Below are 17,992 nucleotides of genomic sequence, written 5' to 3'. Positions count from 1 at the left end.
TGGGGCGTGAGTGGTTACGCCTTCTCGACGGCCGCGAGGACGGCGGGCAGGTCCAGGCCGAGGGCGGCCATGACCTCCTCGTGGTCGCCGCCGTGCGCGGGCCAGCTCCGGTCGGCGCTCACGGACGTGACCCGGGCCTGAGGCAGCAGCAGCGCGAGCGCCTCCGCCACGCCGCCCTGGCCGCGGTGCTCCTCGACGACCACGAACCGGGAGTGGTGCCGGGCGAGTTCGGTGGCGGCGCCCGTGAGGTTCTCGTGGTCCAGGTACACGAGGTGGGCGTGGGCGGTGCCGGGGGCGGCCCGCCGGGCGGCGAGGGCGAGCCGGGTGCCCTCCTCGCCGACGGAGACCAGGCACACGTCGTCGGGTTCGGCCCTGAACTCCCAGTTCACCAGCGGGAGTTCGTCATCGGACCGGGACTCGGGCAGGGGCAGGGACGCGTAGGTGGCGTTGCGGCCCGTGCGGATGTAGTGCGGGCGTCCGGAGCGGACCGCCTCCCGCACCACCGCGCGCATCTCCGCGTCGCCGTACGGGGCCGCGATGGTCACACCCGGCACGCTGCGCAGGATCGCGAGGTCCTCCAGGCAGTGGTGGGTGGTCCCGAACCAGGCGCCCGAGACCCCGGCGTACGGCGCCACGACCGTGACCCCGGCGGCCAGGTAGCCGAGGGTCAGCTTCAGGCTCTCGGCGGCGCGCAGCGCGGCGAACGGGGCGAAGGTGCTCACGAACGGCTTGTGGCCGCCGGCCGCGAGGCCCGCCGCCATGTCCACCATGGCGCCCTCGGCGATCCCGAGGTTGAAGAAACGCTCCGGGTGGGCGGCCTGGAAGGGGTGTCCTTTGCCGCCCAGGTCCGCCTCCAGGCAGACGATCGTGTCGTCGGAGGCGGCGAGCCGGGTCAGCTCGTCCCGGTAGGCGTCGCGCCCGGACAGGGTCACCGGGCGCTCGTCGGTGAGGGGCGGGACCGGCTCGGCGGCCGGGGCCCCGGGCGCGGGCTCCGTGGGGGGCACGGCCCGCTCGTCGGTCGTGGTCATCGGATACCCCGCTTCCACTGGGCGGCGCGCGCCTCGTCGATGGTCACGTAGTGGCAGCCGGGCCTGCCCTCGACGGCCCGGACGCCCTTGCCCTTGACGGTGTCGGCGATGACCGCGAGAGGCCGGCGGGCGGCCGTGCGGTCCTCGGCGAACAGGGCGGTGAGGGCGGCGAGGTCGTGTCCGTCGACCTCGGCGACGTCGAACCCGAACGCGGCGAACCGTTCGGCGAGTCGCGGCAGCGGGGAGATGTCGGCCACCAGCCCGTCGTTCTGGCCGCCGTTGCGGTCCACGACGAGGACGAAGGTGCCCAGCTCCTGCGCGGCGGCGACCTGGCAGGTCTCCCAGACCAGGCCCTCCTGGAGCTCGCCGTCACCGGCGACGGCGATCCCGAGCCCGTGACCGCCGGAGAGCCGCTGGGACAGCGCCCAGCCGGCGGCGTACGGGACGCCGTGGCCGAGGCTGCCGGTGGGGAAGCGGACGCCGGGCACCTTCGGGCCGGGATGGCCGGTGTAGGGGTGACCGGCGCGGCCGTACAGCGGGGCCGGGTTCTCCGGCAGGATCCCGCTGACGTGGAGCGCCGCGTACAGGCCGGCGGCCGCGTGGCCCTTGCTGAGGACGACCTCGGTGCCGTCGCCGGCCGAGGCGCGGTGCAGGGCGGCGATCAGGATGTCGAGGACGGAGAGGCTGCCGCCGAGGTGGCAGCCGCGCGGGCTCGCCGCCATGTCGACGACCAGCCGGCGGGCCAGGACGGCACGCTCGGCGAGGAGGGCCGCCGGGTCGCCCCCGGTGCGGGGCTGTTCGAGCACGGTCGTGGTCATCGCCCGCTCCCCTCGGTCAGGGCGAACCACCGGTTGACCGCGTCGGCGAGCAGCGAGCGGGCGGTGCGGTACTCCATGGGGTCGATGCGTTCCTCGTCGGTGTGGTCCAGGGCGGAGTCGCCGGGCCCGTACGCCACCATCGGCACGTCGTGCCAGGTCGTGGCGAGGGTGTTCATGTCGGACGTGCCCTTCTTCACCACGAAGCGGGGCCTGATCCCGGCCTGTGCGAAGGCCCGGGTGAAGACCTTGACCAGGGCGCTGGAGCGTCCGCCGGCGTAGCCGGGGGTGGCGCGCAGCACCTCGATCCGTACGTCCTCGCGGGCGTGGCCCAGCGCGAGGGCCGTGAGCGTCTCCACGTCGGCCTTGGGCGGCACCCGGAAGTTGAGGATGCCGGTGGCGGTGTCGCGCTCCCGCCCGTTCTCCACCTGGACGTCGATGACGGCGCTGAGCGCGTCCGGCGCCTCGGCGAGCACCGCGGCGCGGATGCGGCCGAGTACGTCGATGAGGCGGTCCGGAGCGGACACGGCGTCCATCCCGGCGGAGTGCCCGCTGGGCACGGAGGCCGTGACCCGGAGCTTGAACAGTCCGAAGTAGCCGAGGGTCAGGGTGCCCGAGCCGCTGGGCTCGCCGATGACGACGGCGTCGGCCGGGTAGCGGTCGCGGGCGTGGAAGGCGCCCTTGGAGGAGGAGATCTCCTCCTCGACCGCGCCGACCACACACAGCCGGCCGTCCTCGGGGATGTCCGCGTGGGCGAGCACCTCCAGGAAGTTCGCCAGGCTGCCCTTGGCGTCGACACTGCCGCGGGCCCACAGCTCGCCCTCGCGCCACTCGGCGGGCCAGTGGTGCGGGACCGTGTCGAGGTGCCCGAGGAGCAGCAGCCGGCGGGGGCCGTGGCCACGGGCGGCGACGAGGTTGCCCGCCTCGTCGACATGGGCGTCCATGCCGCGTTCCCGGCACCACTCGGCGAGGTAGGCGGCGAGTTCGGCCTCGTCGCGCGAGACGGAGGGCACGCAGGCCACGCGGGTGAGGAGGCTGAGGTCGGCGGCGGGCTCCTTGGTCCGCCAGAAGCGGGTCCAGCCCGACGGCTCGCCCATGGTGTGCGGGCCGGTGATGGCGACGTCGGCGCCGCTGTCCCGCATGGCGATCTCGGCGGCCCGTACCTTCTGCCGCATCCTGCCGCCCGCGTACTGGGCGCCCTCGCCGGAATAGGCGTCGAGGAGCGTGGAGGACGGGTCTGCGGGGTCGGTCAGCAGTCCGGCGGTGCCGGTGACCAGCCGCAGGTGGTCGGCGCCGAGCGCGCCGGTCAGGACGGCGGCCAGGACGTCGGCGTCGACGTTCAGCGGGGCGCCGCCCGCCGGGTCGGCGACCGGCGGCGACAGACAGACCACGTCGTACGCCTCCAGCAGCGCCGTCAGCCCGTCGGTGTCGACGTCGGTGGGCACTCCGGCCCGGTGGTCGCGGACGACCACGGTCCGGCCCTCGGCGGAGACCGTCTTCAGGGGGCGGTTGGCCCGGCCGGTGACGAGTCCGCCGCGCGCGGCGACCGAGGTGAACACGGTCAGCCCGAGCGCCCGCAGCTCCCGCTCCACGGCGGGCAGCGTGACGCGTTCGTAGGCGTCGACCAGGTGGGCCATCTCCTCCGGCGGGCAGTAGCGCACCGAGTCGCCGCCGGCCAGCCGCAGATGGGGCATGGGCCGCCCGATCGCCGAGTAGTGGCGTTCGATGCCGGTGGCGCCGCCCGCGACGAGCAGCACGCGGGCACCCCGGGCCACCAGATCGGCCAGTTCCTTGTGGATCGCGCCCCGGTCGAGGGTCGCGCTGCCCGCCTTGACGACGTACAGGGGAGCCGTCACGGGGACACCGCCGTCGTGGGCAGGCCGGCCGTCTCGTCGAGGCCGTGGATGAGGTTCATGGCCTGGACGGCCTGTCCGGCCGCGCCCTTGATGAGGTTGTCGAGCGCGGCGACGGCGACGACCTGGCCGCCCTGCACCGCGATGGCGACCTCGGCGACGTTCGAGCCGACGACGGCCTTCAGCATCGGGAAGTCCTGCGGCGCCTTGGGCGCGGGCCGGACCCGTACGAACGGCTTGCCGACGTACGCCTTGGCGTAGGCCCGCTTGACGTCCAACGAGGTGACCCCGTCGCGGAGTTCGGCGTAGGCGGTGACGAGGATGCCACGGGCCACGTCGAGGCTGTGGGTGGAGAACCTCAGGTCGACGGCCGCGCCGGTGAAGTCGGCGAGGGCCTGCCGCACCTCGGGCGCGTGCCGGTGCCCGTACAGCTTGTGCACCCGGAAGTTGCCGCTGCGTTCGGCCGGCGGCTCGCCGCTGCCCCGGCCGCCGCCGGTGGAGCCGGTCTTGGCGTCGACGACGACCCGGTCCGTGGCGAGCGGCTCGGCGCCCGCGAACAGCGGGTACAGGGCGTAGATCGAGGTGACGGCCATGCAGCCCGGCAGGTTGACGAACCTGCCGTCCGGGACGACGGGGCTCAACTCCGGTACGTAGTAGGCGAAGTCCTCCAGCGGCGGGTGCGCGGCGGTCTTCGGGTAGTGGGTGCGCACCTCGTTCTCGGCCCGCAGCCGGAAGTCGCCGCCCAGGTTCAGCACGCGCTTGGTGTGGGCCGCGATCAGCGGCAGCCGCTCGGGCAGCGCGCCGGTGGGCAGACAGCCGAAGGCGACGTCGACGGCGTCGATGTCCGCCAGCCGGTCCAGGGGCCGGAACTTCAGGCCCGCGGCCCTCGGGTGGTTGCGCAGCCACGGGTGGACGCTGCCGATGGCGGCTCCGGCCGCCCGCTCGGCGGACAGGAAGGCGAGTTCGACACGGGGGTGCTCCAGGAGCAGCCGGATGACCTCGCCCCCGGTGTATCCGCTGGCGCCGATGACGGCGACCCGGATCTTCTCCTGCGAGAGGTCGGTGTCAGCCAAGGCGGGCCGCCTTCTCGTACGGCCGCACGTAGTCGCGCTCGTCGACGAGCTTGCGGATGGCGTCGGGGCGGCGGGCGACCTTGCGGAAGGCGTCGGCGTAGCGCAGGATCCGCTCGTACTCGACCGGGGAGCGCAGCTCGCGGCAGAGGACGAGGGTGGAGTCGAGCATGCCGAGGGTCACGGGGAAGTCCTCGGGCCGGTGGTCGCGCACGGCGCCCGGGTTGAGGGTGAACGGGTAGCCGTTGCCGAACCCGTCGCGGTGCTGGAAGGGCAGGTGGCAGGGGATCGGCGTGTTCTGCCACTCCCGCGCCGGTACGCCCTCCGCGACGAGCAGTTCGTGCACGGCCTCCTTGACGGCGTGCACCGGCAGGTCCGCGAGCCCCACGGCCTCGGGGTGCAGGGTGATCCGGTACATGTTGTAGGCGTGGACGTGCCCGTCCGGCACGTGCGGCGGGGTGAACAGCCCGGTGCCGTCGAGGGCCTCGCCCAGCAGGGCGGCGTTGCGGGCGCGGATCTCGTCGTAGTACGGCAGCCGCTTGAGCTGGCTGGCGCCGAACGCGGCGGCGATCCACGACATCCGGTAGTCGATGCCGTGCCGCGCGAGGTAGTCGACGGCCCGGCCGTACGCCTCCTCCGTGGCGAAGAAGGCGATGCCGCCCTCGCCGCCGAGCGGGAAGTTCTTGTCGGCCATCAGGCTCTGCCCGGCGGCGTCGCCGAACGAGCCGGTGACCTGGCCGCCGATCTTCGCGGAGTGGGCGTGGGAGGCGTCCTCAACGAGGGCGATGCCGTGCCGGTCGGCGAGGGCGCGCAGCGCGGGGACGTCGGCGGGCAGACCGTGCACGTGCACCGGCATCAGCGCCCGGGTCCGCTCGGTGATCGCGGCAGCGGCGGCGGCCGGGTCCATGCAGTACGTGACCGGGTCGACGTCGACGAACACGGGGACGGCGTGGGCGGCGACGACGGCCTGCGCGGTGGCGATGAACGTGAACGCCGGCACGATGACCTCGTCGCCCGGCCGCACGCCGGCGCCCACGAGCGCCATGTGCAGGCTGGAGGTGCCGCTGGCGGTGGGCAGGGCGTGGGCGGCGCCCACGTACTGCCGGTAGGCCTCGGCGAAGTCGGCGACGACCTTCTCGGGGGTCTGCCGCTGGGCGAGCATCAGGTTGAACACGTCCTCCTTGGTGATGACCGGGAAGAGCGTGCGGCGCTGCGCCTTGGGGATGATCTCGCTGCCGCCGAGGGCCGCGAGTTCCTCGTCGAGGTCGGCCGGATCGGGCAGCGGGAGGGGCGCGTTCGGGAAATCGGTGATCATGACTGCTTCGCTCCGGAGGTCGCGGCGGGCCGCGCCGCCTGGGTCAGGGCCATCCGCGCGCAGGCGGCCACCAGCGGGCTGAGCCGGTAGTTGAACTGCACCCCGGGCACGAGGTCGGCGTCCGCCTCCTCCTGCGTCCACATCGTGCGCAGGTCGTAGGCGCCGAAGATCTTCAACCGCTCGGCGCGGGCCCAGAGTTTCGGGTCGTCGGTGAGGACGGCGGCGGCAGGACCGAAGCCGAGGCCGGTCAGGTCGACGACGAGCGCCGGCGCGGTGGCCCCCGCGGCCAACGCGCCGAGCCGGTCGGCGTTCGTCGGGTCCAGCGCGATGTGGTCGTACGCGGCGGGCCCGTCGTACGAGGTGACCGTCACGCCGAGCCAGGCGAGGAACGCCGAGGTCTCGGCGTCCACGTCGGGCAGGGCGACGCTGTCGCCGTGCCCGATCCCCTGGCCGGCCAGGGCGGCGTGGATCGCCCCGGTGCGGCTGTTGAGCAGCACGGCCTTGCTGCGGCCGGTCGCTTTCTGGAGCAGCCGCTCCAGACCGGGCAGTTCCCGGTCGCTCTTCTCGATGCTCATCACCACGCCCGAGGTCAGGACGCGGGTGAGCACCGTGGCGGTGTCGAACAGTTCCATGTGATGCGGTGCCTCTTTCTGAAGATCGCGAGGGTGGGGGGTGGGTGGGGTGCGTTGGCGGGTGCGGGTGGGTGTGGGCTGGTCGCGCAGTTCCCCGCGCCCCTGAAAAGCGACCGGGGCTGCGCCCCGTGCTTTTCATCTGAAGGGCGGGCCGAAGGCCCGTTCCCTTCAGGGGCGCGGGGAACTGCGCGAGGAACCACAACGGACCCGCACCCGCCAACGAACCCGCGGCCCCGAGCTACTGGGCGCCCACGGACACCCGCTCCGCGACATACGTCGCGTACAGCCCCGCCACATCCACCCCATGCCGCTCCGAGGACTTCGCGAACTCGGGGTTGGCGTTGACTTCCAGGACGAGCAGTTCCCCGGTGCTCCGGTCCTCCACGAGGTCCACTCCGTAGAACCCGGGCCCCAGCGCGTCCACCACCTGGCCGCACAGCTTGTCGATCTCGGCGGTCACCTCGACCCGCCGGACCTCCGCCCCCAGATGCGTGTTGGTGCGCCAGTCGTCGGACACCCGCTGGATCGCGACCACCGGGGTCCGGCCGACCACGACGACCCGCAGGTCGTGTCCCGGCTTGTCGATGTAGGACTGCACCACGACGGGGAACAGCTTGCCCGTCGCGTCGGCGGACTCCCGGCCCCCGGCCCACGCCTCCACACACTCCGCGTTGGCCATCTTCGTGACGCCCCGCCCCCATGACCCGCTGACGGGTTTGACGACGGCCGGCATCCCCAACTCGGAGACAGCGGAGCGGACTTGGTCGTAGCTGAAGGCGTGCCGGGTCACCGGGTGCGGAATGCCGTGGCGGGCGAACAGCAGCGACTGGAGCCCCTTGTCGTTGCACGCCTCGATGACGGACGACCGGTTGAGGGTGGTCACCCCGGCGTACTCCAGCCGCCGGGACACGTTGACGGCGTCCCGGTGGGACAGGTTGCGGATCACGGCGAGCGCGGGCGGGCCGCCCCGGCCCGCCACGACGGCCGCCACGTCCTCCATCAGCAACGGCCGCGCGGCGAGCCCCTCGGCCCGCAGGGCGCCGAGGAGGAGCTTCTCCTCGGGCCGCAGCATCGTCACCGAGAGCAGGACCTCGTCGGGGGTCGTCACTCGCCCCAGTCCTCCTCGACCTCGGGCGCGAGGTCGAGCCGTACGCCGGTCGCGGCCTTCTCCACGACCTCGTGCTCCTGCCCGCAGGCGGTGCACTCGGTGATCTCACCCTTTTCCCAGTCCTCCTGGACCTCGAATTCGGTGTCGCACACGAGGCACTTCGGTGCGGCGATTGCGGTGGTCATTCGTCGAACTCCTTCATTTGTTCCATGTGAAACCGGCATGCCGGATCACCCGGGGTCGGCCTACGCGTATTACCGGGTCTTGACATACGGAATTCACGGGACAGCAATCCGGCCGGACGGTCCCCCGTCGGCGGTCCGGGTCGGAACCCCACGCCCACCCCGTGCCGTGACAGGGCGCTGCCGGCGCCCGCCGGGGGTCGTCCCCGACCGGTCGGGGACGACCCCCGGACCACGGGGGCACACACGCTTTGCACGGGCTTTACGTGGGAAGAATCAGCCGACCCCCCGGATCGGCCTCGACTCGCCGGGGCTTACGGCCAGCCCGGGTCGGCCGGCGCGTCGGCCACCCGGGCCTCGGCGACCGCCGTGCGGTCGGCCGCCTGGGAGGCGGCGGAAAGAGTCAGCGCCGCGGCGGCGACAATGGCGAGCGCGCCGGCGAGTCTGCGCAGGTACGTCATTTCTTGTATCCCCCTGAAGAATTCCCGGACTTCCGGCTCCCCGCCGGTGTCCACACGAAGAGCATGCCTGGGGAAGCCCGGTTGCCGAAAGTGATTGCAGGGGTCATGATCGTGCACTGCTGAAACCTGAAGGGGGACCATGCATGTGCGGTGATACGGACAGACGCGGGGGCGCCGAGACACCGGCGGAGGTGTGCGGCGCGGGACTCGAGTTCTACCGCACCGCGCTGCTGGAGGGGAGGGCTCCGGTCGCCGGGGCACCCGATTGCGTAAGGGAGTTCGGTCTTGTGGCGGCCGCGGTGGACGACGCCGGGGCACTGGTTCCCGTACCGCCCTCGGTGGCGACGGCGGCGCTGGCCCACCCGTTGGAGCGGCTGATCCTGGAGCAGCGGCAGGCCCTCGCCTCCGTGCGGGCGTCGATGTCGCAGGCCGAGAGCGTGTACCGCGCCGCCCGCCGCGACGAGAACGAGTCCTCCCAACGGCTCACCCCCGCACCGGTGATCACCGCCGCGCTGGACGAGGCGATCGAGGCCACCCGGCACGAGCTGCTCACCGCGCACCCCGGCGGCCGGCGCCCCGAGGAGGTCCTCGTGAAGGCGCTGCCCCGGACGCTCACGGCGCACCGCAAGGGCGTGAAGCAGCGCACGCTGTACCAGCACACCATCCGGGCCCACGGTCCGACGCTCGACTACATCAAGCAGGTCACCGAGTTGGGCGTCGAGGTGCGGACGGTCGACGAGGTCTTCGACCGGATGATCATCTGTGACCGTGCCGTCGCGTTCATCCCCGACATGGGCAAGGACCACGGCACCCACGCCCTGAAGGTCACCGACCCCGGAGTGGTGCACTTCCTGGTCTCGGCCTTCGAGTACGCCTGGGAGCGGGCGAAGCCGGTCGTCTACGAGCACGACCAGCAGCGCCCGGCGCTGCTCACCGACGAGACCCGGCTGCATGTGCTGCGGCTCATGGTCGACGGCTACACCGACGCGGCCATCGCGAGCCGGCTCGGCATCAGCACCCGGACCGTCGCCAGCCATCTGAAGAAGGTCGGCGACCTGCTGGGCAGCAACAGCCGTGCCCAGCTGGCCTATCTGACCGCGAAGAGCGGCCTCCTGGACGACGCCGCGTCGAGCGCCTGCGACTGCGACCGCCCGTCCTGAGACCCACCGGCTCCCCCACCGGCTCCCCCACCGGCAGCCCCGCCCGCGTCGGCCGCCGGTCCCGATCCGGGGTCAGCGGCCGCCGCCCCGCTGCGGCACACCGCCGCCGCGCCCCGGCACTTGGCGCACCCGGTGGCGCGGCTCCGGGCCGCACGCCGCCCACACGGCGAGCGTCGCCGCCAGGATCCCGGCCCACAGCGTGTGGGCGTCCGCCCAGCGGGGGTCGCCCGGGGGCACGAACAGCGCGTGCTCGTACGGGAGGAACACGGCCGCCGCGACCGGGAACGCCGGCAGCGCGGCGGCGACCGCCGGGCCGGGCAGCCGGACCGCGCTGAACCGGACCGCCGCCCCAGCGAGCGCCAGCGCCAGCCCGGACAGCGCCGCGGCCTCGACCGTGAGGGCCCCGGCGGGCAGCGCGGCCCAGGGCTCGGCGTCGGCGCCCGCCCGTACGGCGCCGAGGACCGCCGCCCACCAGACGGCGCCCGCGAGCCCGACCACCGCCACCCGCAGCGTCTGCCGCAGCGGGCGCGGCACGGGAACGGCACCGGTGGTGTGCCGGGCCGGGTCGTCCAGCGCGAACGCCGTGCCGACCGCCCCGCACAGGGCCGCCGCCCGCACCACATTGGCCAGGACCGCCGCAGGCAGGTCCAGCGAGAACAGGGCCGGTACGGCGGCGACGACCACCCCCAGCGCCCAGCCGCCCGCGAGCAGCCGCCACGGCAGGGACCGCACCGTGGGCCGGGTCAGGGCCGCCACCACCTGCGTCCGCCGTCTCACGCGCACATCCACTCCCGGTCGGCGGCCGTCTCGGCCGGGGCGGTGACGCCCAGCAGGGCGGCCGCGCGGTCGGTGGTCGTCCCGGCTGCGGACAGCTCCGCCCAGTGCGCCCGCACCGCGCGTCCCACGTCCGCCTGCGGCCGGGTCAACAGCCGTTCAAGCACGATGAGTTCGCGGTCGCGCAGGCTGATCGCGGTGACCGGCGCCTGGATCACGCCGGGGCTGTTGTAGGCGTTCCCGGTCTCGACGAACAGGGCCTCGCCGTCGCGGGTCGCGTGGATCGCCAGCCACACCATCAGCACGCCCCGCGCGTCGCAGTACGCCCCCGCGTACCGCTCGTGCCCGACGACCAGCCCCCGGGCCACGCTCGCCGCGAACTCCAGTTCCCGTTCCCCGCCCCAGGCCGTGCTCGCCGTCAACTCGCCCGGTGCGGCGGGAGGGAGCTCCTGGACACCCGACGGTCCGCCGAGGGCGTCGACCCTCTGCCGTACGGTCAGGCCCTGTCGGGTGCGGGGCCCGCCCGCCAGTGACCGCACGCGGTCCGTGACCCGGGCCCACTCGTCGATCCAGGGCGTGAACTCGGGGAAGGCGCAGTACGTCGTCGGCCCGCGCCGCTCGCAGTCCTGCACCTCGGCCGGGTGGCGGGTCGCCACCTCGCGTGCCTCGCGCACCGTGTCCGAGGGTGCCGTGCCCTGGAGCACGACGGCGGCCACGACCGCCGCGAGCGCCGTGAGCGCGGTGGCCCGTACGGCCCTGGTCCGGCCGCCGCTCGCCCGGACCGCGCCCGCCGCCGCCAGCACCGCCAGCGCCAGCAGGTACAGGGCGTGCCACCCCGCGGGCCGCCCCAGCAGGGCGGACGGCAGCGGTCGGCTTCCCTCGTCGAAGAGGATGGGCGCAAGGCCCCGCAGCCAGGCCGAACTGCCGGAGTCGGCCACGAAGACGAAGACGGCGGCGATGACGGTGACCGCGGCGAGCGGGGCCACGAACGACGACCGGATCAGCCGGCCCAGCAGGACGCCGAGGACGGCGAGCAGCAGGATCAGCAGCGGCCCGGTCACCAGTTCGAACACCGAGCCGTGGCCGACGGCACCGGGTCTCAGCGCCTCGGCGGTGAACTGCCCGGCCACGATCAGCGCCCCGACGAGCACCGTCGGCAGCACCGACAGGACATGCGCGCAGGTCCGCCGCCACGGCCGCACCACCAGCACCGCGAAGGAGCCGTCGGTGCCCCGCCGGTGGGAGCGCAGCACCCCCAGGTTCGCGGCGATCATCACCGCGAGCCCCAGCAGCAGCTGGCCGAACTGGGTCTCGCGGTCGACGTCCTGGAGCACCGGGTAGGCGTCCTCGGGGCCGCCGCCCGGCCACAGCAGCAGCGCCAGGTACCCCGCCAGCGAGACCAGCACCAGGGGGTGCAGCAGCAGACGCCGCGCCTCCACGCGGGCCAGCGCGAGCACCGCCCGCAGACCGTCCCGGGCCGACGGCGGCGCGGGCACGGTGACCGGGGTCCGGGTCAGGGCCGTCATGCCGCCACCCCCGCCACCGGGTCGCCGCCGAGGGCCAGCAGATAGCCGTCCTCCAGCGTCGGCTCGACCAGCCGGGCACCCTCCGGCGGGTCCCCGACGTTGCGGAACTCGCCGGTGCCGGTGCGCCAGCCCGCCCGGGCGCCCGGCTGCCGCTCCGTGCTGCGCCACACCCGGCCGTCGGCCACCGCCGTCAGCTCGGCCGGGGTGCCGTCGAACCGCACCCGCCCCTGGTCCATGACCACCACCCGGTTGCAGAGCATCGCCACGTCCTCCGTCTGGTGGGTGGACAGCAGGACCGTGCGGCCCTCGCCGGCCTCCGCGATCAGTTCCCTGAACCGCATCCGCTGCTCCGGGTCCAGGCCGACCGTGGGCTCGTCCAGGACGAGGAAGCCGGGGTCGCCGACCAGGGCGGCGGCCAGCGCCACGCGCTGCTTCATCCCGCCGGAGAGTTTCCGGATCCTCTTTCCGCGCACGTCCGCGAGCCCGACCGCGTCGAGGACCCGGCGGGCCTCGGCGTGCCGGCTCCGCCGGTCCGTCAGCTCCTTGAGGATGGCCACGTAGTCGACGAACTCGAAGGCGGTGAAGTCCGGGTGGAAGCCGGGGTTCTGCGGCAGGTAGCCGAGGACCCTGCGGGCGTCCTGCCGGCCGGTGACGGTGCTCGGGTCGTGGCCGAGCACCGTGAACGCGCCGTTGTCCGGCACGGTCGCCGTGGCGAGGATCCGCAGCAGCGTCGTCTTGCCCGCGCCGTTCGGTCCGAGCAGGCCCGTGACGCCCTCGGTGAGGCGCAGCGTCACCTCGTCGACGGCCCTGGTGCCGCGGTAGCTCAGGGTCAGGCCGGCGGCCGAGACCGTGGGTCGTGTCATGACAGCCTCCTGGCTGCGGATCGAAGGGTTCGCGAGGATCGGAAGGACGGGCCGGGCAGGGCCCCGCTGTCGAAGCGGTCGCGGGCCGCCACCAGCAGCACCGTCGCCACCACGGCGACCGCCGCCGCCCCGCCCTGGCCCTCGGCGGTGAAGGGCAGCGGTGTGCCGGAGGCCAGCAGGCGGCTCAGCGCCACCAGGGCGGCCCAGGCGCCGCCGACCAGCGCGGGCGCGAGGACGGGCCCCAGCCGGGCGGTCAGCGCGACGCCGGTCGAGGTGAGCGCGAGGGCCGGCAGCAGCCAGCCGAGCGCCGCGAGACCGAGCGACGGCAGCGCCAGGCTCGCCAGGGCGCTCAGCGGCGTCGTCGTGGCGAGCACGGCGACGGTCCGCACCATCAGCAGCCGGAAGGTGTGCATCGGCGCGACGACGGACGTCTCGTACGTCGGGTCGAGGCCGGGGCCGAAGGACACGGCCACCCCCGCCAGCGGCAGCAGCGGCGCCGTGGCCAGCAGCATCAGCGGGGACGCGGCGAGCGCCACGCAGACCGCGAGGACCAGGGTGAGCACCACGGCGCCGAGCCAGGAGCCGCGCAGCAGCGGGGTCGCCGCGAGCAGCCGCGCGGTGTGGTCGGCGACCCCGAACCGGATCAGCAGCGACTCGACGGGGCCGGGCCGCGGGGCGTCGAGTTCGGCGTCCAGCCGCGCCCAGCCCAAGTCGGTGGTGGCGGGCGGGACATGGGCCCCGAGTGCCGTCCGGCAGTCGGCGCAGGCGGCGAGATGGGTCTCGACGGACCATAGCCGGGGTGGCGCCAGCGCTCCGGCGGCGTACTCCCGCAGGTCCGCGTCGTCCGTGTGCCAGCTCATGCCAGGCCCTCCCGCAGTTGCCTCCGGGCGCGCATGGCCCGGGTCTTGACCGTGCCGGGCGGGATGCCCAGCAGGACGGCCGCCTCACGGGTCGTCAGTCCGTCGATGACCGTGGCCTGGAGCACCGCCCGCAGTTCCGGCGAGAGCGCGGCGAGCGAGCCCGCCAGGTCGCCGTGTCGGACCCGGGCCAACACCTGTTCCTCGGCGGACGCCTCGTCGCGGTGGCGCAGCCGGGCCAGCGCCTGCCGCAGCCGGCCGCGGGCGCCGTCGCCGCGCAGCGCGTCCACCAGCCGACGTGACCCGATCCGCCACAGCCAGCCCGCCACGTCGCCCTCCCGGTGGTAGCGGGCCGCTCCCCGCCACACGTCGAGGAACGTCTCCTGGACCACGTCGTCAACCAGCACCGGATCGGCGCACCGCCCGCGCAGCCGCAGGCGGAGCCACGGCGCGTAGTGGCGGTACAGCTCCTCGAAGGCACGACGGTCGCCGTCCGCGACGGCGCGCATCAACTCGGCGTCGCCCGGACTCCCCCGCTTCATGTCGCTCACGCCCCCTCATCGGACGAGGGTGCCGCAACGGTTCACGCGGCGGATGGGCGACTCGGCGCAGGCTGACCCGCGGCGCGGAGAAGCGGGTCGGCTGGACGGCGTTCGAGTGGATCCGTCCGTCGCGGGCCCGGAAAACAGCGAAGGCAAGGAGTCACCCACTCCTTGCCACTCTCAACGTATAGCGCATGGGGGGCCTTGCGGCAAGGCCCCCTCCGTCCCGCACAATCACCGGCCGAAGCGGTGGTCGACGGGAAAACGGGGAGCAGTTCATGCGTGTGCTGTTGATGTCGTACGGATCGCGCGGGGACGTGGAGCCACTGGCGGGCCTCGCGGTGCGGCTGCGGGAACTCGGTGCCGAGGCGGTGGTGTGCGCGCCCCCGGACGAGGAGTTCGCGGAGCTGCTGGCCAGGGTCGGCGTCCCGCATGTGCCGTTCGGTCCGTCGGTGCGCGCGCTGGCGGTCGGTGCGCGGCCGCCGACGCAGGAGGACGCGTTCCGGCTGGCGGCCGCCCTGGTCGCCGCGCACTTCGAGACGGTCGGCGCGGCGGCCGAGGGGTGCGACGCGCTCGTGGCGACCGGACTGCTGCCCGCCGGCGCCCGGTCCGTCGCCGAGCGGCACGGCCTGCGGTACGTGTACGCCGGCTTCCATCCGCTGGGACTGCCGTCGCCCCACTTCCCGCCCCCGGGCCGCCCCGGCCCGCCGACCCCGCCGGGCATGACGGACAACCGGGCGCTGTGGGACCTGGACGCGCGGCGGGTGAACGCCCTGTACGGCGAGGCCCTCAACACCCACCGGGCGGCGATCGGCCTCGCCCCGGTGGACAACGTCCGCGACCACGTCTTCACCGACCGGCCGTGGCTGGCGGCGGACCCGGTCCTCGGGCCCGTCGAGGGGCTGACCCATCTCGACGTGGTGCAGACCGGCGCCTGGTTCCTGCCGGACGAGCGCCCGCTGCCCGAGGACCTGTCGGCGTGGCTGGAGGCGGGCGATCCCCCGGTGTACGTGGGCTTCGGCAGCATGGCCATGCGGTCGCCGGACGTCGCCCGGGTCGCCGTCGAGGCGGTCCGCGACCGGGGCCGCCGGGTGCTCGTCGGACGCGGCTGGGCCGGGCTCGTCCCGATCGACGACCGGGACGACTGCTTCGCCGTCGGCGAGGTCAGCCATCAGGCACTGTTTCCCCGCGTGGCCGCCGTCGTGCACCACGGCGGTGCGGGCACCACCGCGACGGCCACCCGCTCCGGGGCACCCCAGGTGGTCGTACCCCAGGTCGTGGACCAGCCGTACTGGGCGGGCCGCGTGGCCGACCTCGGCGTCGGCGCGGCCCACGACGGCCCCGTCCCGACGTACGCCTCCCTGTCGGCGGCGCTGGAGGTGGCCCTGGCCCCCGAGACCGGCCGACGGGCCGAGGAGGTCGCCGCCACCGTCCGCGCCGACGGCACGACGGTGGCCGCGCGGCTGCTGCTCGACGGAGCCGCCGGGGCCGACGCGGGCACGCCCCTCGGGTCCGCGTGAGCCGTCTCCCCACGCCCGTGCCGCACATCCGGGTCCGCCCCAGATCGGAGTCAGTCACCGTGAATTCCCTGTCCACCAGCGCGTTCGACCTTCCCGAGCGTCTCGCCGCCAAGGCCGACCCGGCGCTGATCGCCGGTGACGAGCGGCATCTGGCGGCCGTCGCGGAGTGCCTGGAGCAGACGATCGCCGAGGTGTCCGCCCGTCTCGCCGCCGAGCGCAGGGCGCCGGGCGGCACGGGCAGGCAGGCCATGGACCGGGACGCGGAGATCCACCGGCTGAGCGCCCGGCTGCGCACCCTGCGCCGCTTCGGACTGGATCTGTGCCTGGGCCGCATGGTCGGCTCGGACGGCACCGACCCCGTCTACGTCGGGCGGCTCGGCCTCATGGACAGCACGGGCCGCCGGCTGCTCGTCGACTGGCGGTCCCCCGCGGCGGAGCCGTTCTTCGGGGCGACCCACGCCCAGCCGATGGGCCTGGCGAGCCGCCGCAGGTACCGCTGGACGGACGGCCGGATCAGCGACTACTGGGACGAGGTGTTCACCCCGGACGGGTTCGAGGGGCATGCCGCGCTCGACGACCAGTCCGCGTTCATCGCCAGTCTCGCCGGCAACCGGTCGGAGCGGATGCGGGACGTCCTCGGCACCATCCAGGCCGACCAGGACGCCGTCATCCGCGCCGGTTCCCGGGGCGCCCTCGTCGTCGACGGTGGTCCCGGCACCGGCAAGACGGTCGTCGCCCTGCACCGCTCGGCCTACCTCCTGCACGCCGACCCCCGCGTCGACCACCGCCGCGGCGGCATCCTCTTCGTCGGCCCGCACCGGCCCTACCTGTCGTACGTCGCCGACGTCCTGCCGAGTCTCGGTGAGGAGGGGGTGCAGATCTGCGTGCTGCGGGACCTGGTCGCCGAGGGCGCCGACGCCGGGACCGAGGCCGACCCGGAGGTGGCCCGGCTGAAGGCGTCGGCCGGCATGGTGCGGGCCATCGAGGAGGCCGTCCGGTTCTACGAGGAGCCGCCCACCGAGGGGCTGCTGGTCGAGACCCACTGGTCGGACGTGTGGGTGAGCCCCGACGACTGGGCCGAGGCGTTCGCGGCGGCGGAGCCCGGCACCCCGCACAACGAGGCCCGCGAGCAGGTGTGGGGCGAACTCCTCACGATCCTGGTGGACAAGCAAGACAAGCGGGACGACGGGACGAGCTCGCCCGACCCGCTGAGGAAGGCGCTGGCGCGGGACCGGGACCTGCTGGCCGCCTTCGACCACGCGTGGCCGCTGATCGAGGCGGCCGACCTGGTCGCGGACCTGTGGACGGTGCCCGCCTATCTGCGCAGGTGCGCGCCCTGGCTCGGGCCCGACGACGTACGGAGGCTGCGGCGGGCGGGGGACCCGCAGGCGTGGACGGTGTCCGACCTGCCGCTCCTCGACGCGGCCCGGCAGCGGCTCGGCGACCCGGAGACCGCCCGGCGCAGGCGCCGCCGGGAGGCCGTCCTCGCCGCGCAGCGCGTCCGTATGGAGCAGGTCGTCGACAACCTGATCGAGGCGGCGGCCGTCTCCGGCGCCGACGGGGACGACGGGGAGGGCCTGGTGGTGATGTTGCGGGGCGCGGACGCGCGGGTGAGCCTGGTCGACGAGTCCGAGGTGCCCACCGCCGACCCCGATCTGCTCGCCGGCCCGTTCGCGCACATCGTGGTGGACGAGGCGCAGGAACTGACCGACGCGGAGTGGCAGATGCTGTTGCTGCGCTGCCCGTCGCGGAGCTTCACCATCGTCGGTGACCGGGCGCAGGCCCGGCACGGGTTCACGGAGTCGTGGCGGGAGCGGCTGGAGCGGGTCGGTCTCGACCGCGTCACCCTGGCCTCCCTGAGCATCAACTACCGGACACCGGCGGAGATCATGGCGGAGGCCGAGCCGGTCATCCGGGCGGCGCTGCCGGACGCCAACGTCCCGACGTCCATCCGCAGTGGCGGCGTGCCCGTCCTGCACGGGTCCGTCGAGCGGCGGGACGCGATCCTCGACGAGTGGCTCGCCGCACACGACGAAGGGATCGCCTGTGTCATCGGCGATCCCTCGTTCCGGGCGACCTCACGGGTCCGCTCCCTGACCCCCGAGCTGGCGAAGGGCCTGGAGTTCGACCTGGTCGTCCTGGTCGACCCGCAGGACTTCGGCACCGGCATCGAGGGAGCGGTGGACCACTATGTGGCGATGACCCGGGCGACGCGGCGACTCGTCGTCCTGACGAGCGACTGACGAGCGGCTGACGAGCGACTGACGAGCGGCTGACGAGCGGCTG

17 protein-coding genes are annotated in these 17,992 nt (G+C 74.3%); 3 read left to right on the top strand and 14 right to left on the bottom strand.

The window, feature by feature from the left end; all coding sequences use genetic code 11:
- Positions 1-14 precede the first annotated feature (14 nt).
- From SMA5143A_RS20985 to SMA5143A_RS43075, 9 genes are all read right to left on the bottom strand, one after another.
- The gene (locus SMA5143A_RS20985) at positions 15-1,028 is read right to left on the bottom strand and encodes a transketolase family protein (RefSeq protein WP_219923601.1); all 1,014 of its coding nucleotides are present in this window, start codon (positions 1,026-1,028) and stop codon (positions 15-17) included.
- Positions 1,025-1,846: a thiamine pyrophosphate-dependent enzyme gene (locus tag SMA5143A_RS20980; protein WP_107464418.1), complete on the bottom strand. Its 822-nt coding sequence runs from the start codon at positions 1,844-1,846 to the stop codon at positions 1,025-1,027. Before SMA5143A_RS20980 ends, SMA5143A_RS20985 begins: the two co-directional genes overlap by 4 nt.
- Positions 1,843-3,699, bottom strand: a complete 1,857-nt coding sequence (locus SMA5143A_RS20975; RefSeq protein WP_107464417.1) for a M20/M25/M40 family metallo-hydrolase — start codon at positions 3,697-3,699, stop codon at positions 1,843-1,845. The genes SMA5143A_RS20980 and SMA5143A_RS20975 overlap by 4 nt, the downstream gene beginning before the upstream one ends.
- Positions 3,696-4,769, bottom strand: coding sequence for an N-acetyl-gamma-glutamyl-phosphate reductase (gene argC / locus SMA5143A_RS20970; RefSeq protein ID WP_107464416.1), 1,074 nt, complete (start codon positions 4,767-4,769; stop codon positions 3,696-3,698). Before argC ends, SMA5143A_RS20975 begins: the two co-directional genes overlap by 4 nt.
- Positions 4,762-6,081 carry an aminotransferase class I/II-fold pyridoxal phosphate-dependent enzyme gene (locus SMA5143A_RS20965; protein ID WP_107464415.1) on the bottom strand — a complete coding sequence of 440 codons (1,320 nt, stop codon included), beginning with the start codon at positions 6,079-6,081 and terminating at the stop codon, positions 4,762-4,764. Before SMA5143A_RS20965 ends, argC begins: the two co-directional genes overlap by 8 nt.
- Positions 6,078-6,713: a DegT/DnrJ/EryC1/StrS family aminotransferase gene (locus SMA5143A_RS20960; RefSeq protein WP_107464414.1), complete on the bottom strand. Its 636-nt coding sequence runs from the start codon at positions 6,711-6,713 to the stop codon at positions 6,078-6,080. Before SMA5143A_RS20960 ends, SMA5143A_RS20965 begins: the two co-directional genes overlap by 4 nt.
- A 238-nt stretch (positions 6,714-6,951) precedes the next feature.
- Positions 6,952-7,821, bottom strand: coding sequence for a RimK family alpha-L-glutamate ligase (locus SMA5143A_RS20955; protein WP_107464413.1), 870 nt, complete (start codon positions 7,819-7,821; stop codon positions 6,952-6,954).
- The gene (locus SMA5143A_RS20950) at positions 7,818-8,006 is read right to left on the bottom strand and encodes a hypothetical protein (RefSeq protein ID WP_055713638.1); all 189 of its coding nucleotides are present in this window, start codon (positions 8,004-8,006) and stop codon (positions 7,818-7,820) included. The genes SMA5143A_RS20955 and SMA5143A_RS20950 overlap by 4 nt, the downstream gene beginning before the upstream one ends.
- A gap of 311 nt (positions 8,007-8,317) precedes the next feature.
- The gene (locus SMA5143A_RS43075) at positions 8,318-8,464 is read right to left on the bottom strand and encodes a hypothetical protein (RefSeq protein WP_181361947.1); all 147 of its coding nucleotides are present in this window, start codon (positions 8,462-8,464) and stop codon (positions 8,318-8,320) included.
- A 143-nt stretch (positions 8,465-8,607) separates the two neighbouring features.
- Here SMA5143A_RS43075 and SMA5143A_RS20945 point away from each other — a divergent pair, with 143 nt between their 5' ends.
- Positions 8,608-9,624 carry a helix-turn-helix domain-containing protein gene (locus tag SMA5143A_RS20945; RefSeq protein WP_107464412.1) on the top strand — a complete coding sequence of 339 codons (1,017 nt, stop codon included), beginning with the start codon at positions 8,608-8,610 and terminating at the stop codon, positions 9,622-9,624.
- A gap of 72 nt (positions 9,625-9,696) precedes the next feature.
- Here the strand turns inward: SMA5143A_RS20945 and SMA5143A_RS20940 are convergent, their stop codons facing one another.
- The 5 genes from SMA5143A_RS20940 to SMA5143A_RS20920 are packed head-to-tail and all read right to left on the bottom strand — an operon-like array spanning position 9,697 to position 14,186.
- A complete protein-coding gene (locus SMA5143A_RS20940) occupies positions 9,697-10,401 on the bottom strand; it encodes an ABC transporter (protein ID WP_258193643.1) in 705 nt (234 codons plus the stop codon).
- Entirely contained in the window at positions 10,398-11,924 is a 1,527-nt protein-coding gene (locus tag SMA5143A_RS20935) for an ABC transporter permease (protein WP_107464410.1), read from the bottom strand. The genes SMA5143A_RS20940 and SMA5143A_RS20935 overlap by 4 nt, the downstream gene beginning before the upstream one ends.
- Positions 11,921-12,787, bottom strand: coding sequence for an ABC transporter ATP-binding protein (locus SMA5143A_RS20930; RefSeq protein WP_107464409.1), 867 nt, complete (start codon positions 12,785-12,787; stop codon positions 11,921-11,923). The genes SMA5143A_RS20935 and SMA5143A_RS20930 overlap by 4 nt, the downstream gene beginning before the upstream one ends.
- A complete protein-coding gene (locus SMA5143A_RS20925; RefSeq protein ID WP_107464408.1) occupies positions 12,784-13,647 on the bottom strand; it encodes a zf-HC2 domain-containing protein in 864 nt (287 codons plus the stop codon). The genes SMA5143A_RS20930 and SMA5143A_RS20925 overlap by 4 nt, the downstream gene beginning before the upstream one ends.
- A complete protein-coding gene (locus SMA5143A_RS20920; protein ID WP_107464447.1) occupies positions 13,644-14,186 on the bottom strand; it encodes an RNA polymerase sigma factor in 543 nt (180 codons plus the stop codon). The genes SMA5143A_RS20925 and SMA5143A_RS20920 overlap by 4 nt, the downstream gene beginning before the upstream one ends.
- 278 nt (positions 14,187-14,464) lie before the next feature.
- Between SMA5143A_RS20920 and SMA5143A_RS20915 the strand changes: the two genes are divergently transcribed.
- Together SMA5143A_RS20915 and helR are read left to right on the top strand one after the other, a co-directional pair.
- Positions 14,465-15,706, top strand: a complete 1,242-nt coding sequence (locus SMA5143A_RS20915; RefSeq protein WP_107464407.1) for a glycosyltransferase — start codon at positions 14,465-14,467, stop codon at positions 15,704-15,706.
- Between the two features lie 59 nt (positions 15,707-15,765).
- Complete coding sequence (helR, locus tag SMA5143A_RS20910; protein WP_107464406.1) at positions 15,766-17,949, top strand: RNA polymerase recycling motor ATPase HelR; 2,184 nt, start codon at positions 15,766-15,768, stop codon at positions 17,947-17,949.
- Positions 17,950-17,992 lie beyond the last annotated feature (43 nt).

The organism is Streptomyces sp. MA5143a (assembly GCF_900290235.1).
In the GTDB taxonomy this organism is placed as follows: domain Bacteria; phylum Actinomycetota; class Actinomycetes; order Streptomycetales; family Streptomycetaceae; genus Streptomyces.
The sequence above is the reverse complement of the archived record's forward strand: the minus strand, read 5'-3'. Positions and strand labels throughout refer to the sequence as shown.